Origin of the sequence: Stenotrophomonas sp. 3diitr2024 (assembly GCF_042136455.1) — a bacterium.
Classification (GTDB): Bacteria; Pseudomonadota; Gammaproteobacteria; order Xanthomonadales; family Xanthomonadaceae; genus Stenotrophomonas; species Stenotrophomonas sepilia.
Map to the genome: position 1 here is coordinate 1 of NZ_JBHHMJ010000795.1, position 4,317 is coordinate 4,317.

The following is a 4,317-nucleotide window of genomic DNA, read 5'->3' on the forward strand; positions in this document are numbered from 1 at the left end:
GAACAGGGCATGGGGTAGAAAATAGTAAGTATTTTGTATTTGAAGCTTGTGAGTATCGTCGTCATTTCTTGTCTTATAATCCAGACTATGCAATTATGACGAATATTGATTTTGATCATCCAGATTATTTTGCAGACATCAATGATGTATTCAGTGCATTCCAAGAGATGGCATTGCAAGTGAAAAAAGGCATTATTGCATGTGGAGATGATGAAGAACTTCAAAAAATTCAAGCGAAAGTACCTGTTATTTTCTATGGATTTGGAGAAGATAATGATTTCCAAGCACGCAACATTCAAAAGAGAACAGATGGTACAATATTTGATGTATTCGTTCGTAACACGTACTATGATACGTTCAAAATTACAGGATACGGCAATCACACATCATTGCCGGCCAGCGGCCGGCACTACCGCGCGCGTCTCAGCCCTGCCCGGCGAACACGCGCTCCAGCACTTCGGACAGCTCGTCTTCCGAGAACGGCTTGGTGATGTAGGCCTTGGCGCCTTGGCGCATGCCCCACATGCGGTCGGTGTCCTGGTCCTTGGTGGTCACCAGGATCACTGGAATATGCCGGGTTGCCTCGTCGCGGGCGAGGGTGCGGGTGGCCTGGAAGCCGTTGAGATTGGGCATCACCACGTCCATCAGGACCAGGTCGGGCAGCTCGGCCTTGGCGGTTTCGACCCCGGCGGCGCCATCGGTGGCGGTCAGGATCTGGTGCCCGAGCTTCTCGACGATGCGCTGTATCCCCAACAGCTGCGACGGTGAGTCGTCGACGATCAGAATGCGTGCCATGTTGTTCCCCATGTAATGCCCGCAGTGTAGTGCGGGCTCATTACCGGCGGGAGGGGCGCATCTGCCGTCCGTCGCCTGCCTGCTACGTTCAGTCGATCCGCACCACGGTGCGGCCCAGCGAGCCGCCCGCCAGCATCCGCTCGAACACGGCCGGCAGGCCATCAAGGCCAACCTCGGCGGTACAGATGCGGTCCAGGTGCTGCGGTTTCCATTCGTTGCCCAGCCGCGCCCAGACATCCTCGCGCAGCCCGCGTGGCGCATTGGCCGAGGACACGCCCAGCAGCGACACGCCACGCAGGATGAACGGCATCACGGTCATGTCCAGCGCCGGGCTGGCCGCCAGGCCGGCACTGACCACGCTGCCGTAGGGCGCGGTCTGCGCCAGCAGGCTGGCGAGCATGGCGCCGCCGGCATTGTCCAGGCCCCCACCGAAACGCGCCGATTGCAGCGGGCCGGTGTCGGCCAGGGCCTCACGCGGCAGCACCTCGGTGGCGCCGATGGCGTGCAGGAAACCGGTCTGGTCGGTTTTGCCGCTGATCGCATGCACCGTGTAGCCGGCGCGGCTGAAGATCGACAGTGCCAGCGTGCCGACGCCGCCACTGGCGCCGGTGACCGCCAGCGGTCCAAGTTCCGGGCTCTGCCGGTTGTCCTGCATGCGCAGCAGCGCCAACGCCGCGGTGAAGCCGGCGGTGCCCAGCACCATCGCCTCGCGTGGGCTCAGCCCGGCCGGCTGGGCGATCACCGCACGCGATTCCAGCCGCACATACTGGCTGTAGCCGCCGTCGCGGGTCTCGCTGAGGCCGCAGCCGGTGGCCAGCACCGCGTCGCCTTCACGCCATTCCGGATCGGTGCTGGCGACCACGGTGCCGGCTACGTCGATGCCCCCCACCAGCGGGAAGCGGCGCAGGATCTTTCCCTTGCCGGTGCCGGCCAGGGCGTCCTTGTAGTTGACCGAGGACCAGTTGGCGCGGATCAGAACCTGGCCGGGGCTGAGGTCTTCGACCTTGAGCTGGGCCAGGCCGCTGCGGTAACCGGCGTCGTCGTTTTCGATGCGGAAGGCGGTGAACGGGGTGGTGGGGGCCATCGGCATTGCCTGACTTCGAGGAAAACGCCACCTTACCCCGTTGCCCCCCTTTCGATCCTGCCGATCCGCCCCATCTTGTATGATCGGTAATGGTTTCACGGCTGGCGCCGCGGGAAGGGCCCGCGCCGCAGCCCACATCTTGATGGAGCGTGCATGGCCTGGAATACACCCGGCGGCAACAAGGGCGGACAAGGCCCCGAGGACAATCGACGCGGGCCGTTCGGGTCACGCGGCGGTGGCAATGGTGGTGGCTGGGGCGGTTTGCCCGGGCCGCTGAAGGACCTGTTCGACGGCGGCATCGTGCGTTGGGTGGTGGCGGCCGTGGTGCTGCTGGTGCTGTTCTCCAGCTTCCAGTTGATCGGCGAACAGCAGCGTGGCGTGGTCCTGCGCTTCGGCCAGTTCTCGCGCATCCTGCAGCCCGGTCCGAACTTCAAGCTGCCGTGGCCGATCGAATCGGTCACCAAGGTCAACGCCACCGAGATCAAGACGTTCTCGATCCAGGTGCCGGTGCTGACCCGCGACGAGAACATCGTCAACGTCTCGCTGAACGTCCAGTACCGCATCGACGACCCGCAGCAGTACCTGTTCGGCACCGTCGATGCCAACCAGGTGCTGGAGCAGTCGGCGCAGAGCGCGGTGCGCGAGGAAGTCGGCCGTGCCGACCTCAACGCGGTACTGAACAACCGTGGCCCGCTGGCCGTGGCTGCCGAGGAGCGCCTGCAGGCACTGCTGAAGGCGTTCAAGACCGGCCTGACCGTGACCGGCCTGACCCTGCAGGACGCCCGTCCGCCGGAAGAAGTGAAGCCGGCCTTTGACGAGGTCAACGGTGCCCAGCAGGTCAAGGAACGCCTGATCAACGAGGCCCAGGCCTACGCTGCCAAGGTCGTGCCGGAAGCCCGGGGCCAGGCCTCGCGCGCCCGTACCACCGCCGAAGGCTACAAGCAGGCCGTGGTGTCCAAGGCCGAGGGTGACGCGCAGCGCTTCAGCCTGTTGCAGGCCCAGTACAAGGACGCCCCGGAAGTGACCCGCAAGCGCCTGTGGCTGGAGACCGTGCAGCAGGTGCTGAGCGAGAACCGCAAGGTGATCGGCGGCGATGGCCGCCAGCTGATCTACGTGCCGATGACTGGCGATACCCGTCCCACCACCTCGGCCCCGGCCGCAGTGGCGAACCCGGACGTGGTGATGCCGTCGCTGCCGGGTGCAGCGGTGGAAGCTTCCCGTGATCCGGGCCGGCCGGTGGGCCGCCCGACCGGGCGACCGAGCGGCCGTGAGGAGGGCAGCCGATGAAGAGTCCTATCTGGATCGCCGTGATCGTGGCGGTGGTGCTGGGCCTGCTCGGCTCGGTGTACGTGGTCCGTGAGGACCAGACCGCCATGGTGCTGAACCTGGGCAAGGTGGTGCGTTCGGACATCAAGCCGGGCCTGCATTTCAAGGTGCCGGTGGTGGAAACGGTGAAGGTCTTCGACCGCCGCTTCCAGGTGCTCGACACCGCGCCGGCGCGCTACTTCACCGCCGAGCAGAAGGACGTCAGCGTCGACTTCTTCGCCATCGGCTACATCTCCAACGTAGGTGACTACTTCCGTGCCACCGGCGGCGATCCGCGCATCGCCAATGCCCGCCTGGCACCGATCATCACCGACTCGCTGCGCAACCAGATCAACTCGCGCACCCTGCAGCAGCTGGTGTCCGGCGACCGCAGCGAGCTGATCGCCGAGCAGCTGAAGGGGATCAACGAGGCGGTGGCCGGCCTCGGCATGCAGATGATCGACCTGCGCATCAAGCAGGTGGACCTGCCGACTGACAGCCAGGTGATCAACGACGTGTACGAGCGCATGCGCGCCCAGCGCAAGCAGGAAGCGGCCAAGCTGCGTGCGGAGGGCGAGGAGCAGTCGCTGACCATCCGTGCCCAGGCCGACCGCGACAGCACCGTGCTGATCGCCGAGGCCGAGCGTGATGCACAGCGCCTGCGCGGTGAAGGCGATGCCGAGGCGGCCCGCATCTACGGCAAGGCTGGCTCGGCTGATCCGTCGTTCTATGCGTTCTACCGCAGCCTGGAGGCCTACCGTGGCTCCATGACCGACGGCAATGGCGTGATCGTGCTCGACAAGAACGACCCGTTCCTGCAGTACCTGAAGAACGACCGCTGAGGTCGCAGGGCACTACCCCACGGGGCCCGGCCAGACGCCGGGCCCCGTGCTTTTTCCGGAGTCCCCCATGAAAGATCTGTTCGCCGCCGTCTGCCTGGTCGCGGTGCTGGAAGGCCTGTTCCTGTTCGTGTCGCCGTTCGCCTGGAAGCGCATGGCCGAGCGCCTGCTGGACCTGCCCAGCCCGGCCCTGCGCAGCTTCGGCGGGCTGGTGCTGCTGGCCGGCCTGGGCCTGCTGTGGTGGGTGAGGCATTAGCAGGGGTCAGATCCCTTTCCGCAGGAAAGGGATCTGAC

General features: G+C 64.9%; 5 protein-coding genes and 1 pseudogene. 4 read left to right on the forward strand and 2 right to left on the reverse strand.

Annotated elements, in window-relative coordinates:
• A pseudogene (gene murC, locus ABGA94_RS21115) lies at nt 1-398 on the forward strand (UDP-N-acetylmuramate--L-alanine ligase); the annotation flags it as partial.
• A 25-nt stretch (nt 399-423) separates the two neighbouring features.
• Here the strand turns inward: murC and pilH are convergent.
• Both pilH and ABGA94_RS21125 read right to left on the reverse strand, forming a co-directional pair.
• Nucleotides 424-795: a twitching motility response regulator PilH gene (pilH, locus tag ABGA94_RS21120; RefSeq protein ID WP_005410644.1), complete on the reverse strand. Its 372-nt coding sequence runs from the start codon at nt 793-795 to the stop codon at nt 424-426.
• 88 nt (nt 796-883) lie between these two features.
• Nucleotides 884-1,879, reverse strand: a complete 996-nt coding sequence (locus tag ABGA94_RS21125) for a YhdH/YhfP family quinone oxidoreductase (RefSeq protein WP_375368035.1) — start codon at nt 1,877-1,879, stop codon at nt 884-886.
• Nucleotides 1,880-2,032: 153 nt separating this feature from the next.
• On the opposite strand from ABGA94_RS21125, the gene hflK reads away from it, so the two are divergent.
• The 3 genes from hflK (at nt 2,033) to ABGA94_RS21140 (ending at nt 4,279) form a co-directional block, all read left to right on the forward strand.
• Nucleotides 2,033-3,166: an FtsH protease activity modulator HflK gene (hflK, locus tag ABGA94_RS21130; protein WP_005418335.1), complete on the forward strand. Its 1,134-nt coding sequence runs from the start codon at nt 2,033-2,035 to the stop codon at nt 3,164-3,166.
• Nucleotides 3,163-4,026: a protease modulator HflC gene (gene hflC / locus ABGA94_RS21135; RefSeq protein ID WP_005414169.1), complete on the forward strand. Its 864-nt coding sequence runs from the start codon at nt 3,163-3,165 to the stop codon at nt 4,024-4,026. The genes hflK and hflC overlap by 4 nt, the downstream gene beginning before the upstream one ends.
• A 67-nt stretch (nt 4,027-4,093) precedes the next feature.
• On the forward strand, nt 4,094-4,279 hold the full coding sequence (locus ABGA94_RS21140) for a DUF2065 domain-containing protein (protein ID WP_375368036.1): 186 nt from the start codon (nt 4,094-4,096) through the stop codon (nt 4,277-4,279).
• The last annotated feature ends 38 nt before the right edge of the window (nt 4,280-4,317 follow it).

Bases quoted from the DNA above. Each gene is read 5' to 3' on its own strand.
- ABGA94_RS21140 (WP_375368036.1), top strand. From the start codon at position 4,094: ATGAAAGATCTGTTCGCCGCCGTCTGCCTGGTCGCGGTGCTGGAAGGC.
- hflK (WP_005418335.1), top strand. From the start codon at position 2,033: ATGGCCTGGAATACACCCGGCGGCAACAAGGGCGGACAAGGCCCCGAG.
- hflC (WP_005414169.1), top strand. From the start codon at position 3,163: ATGAAGAGTCCTATCTGGATCGCCGTGATCGTGGCGGTGGTGCTGGGC.
- ABGA94_RS21125 (WP_375368035.1), bottom strand. From the start codon at position 1,879: ATGGCCCCCACCACCCCGTTCACCGCCTTCCGCATCGAAAACGACGAC.
- pilH (WP_005410644.1), bottom strand. From the start codon at position 795: ATGGCACGCATTCTGATCGTCGACGACTCACCGTCGCAGCTGTTGGGG.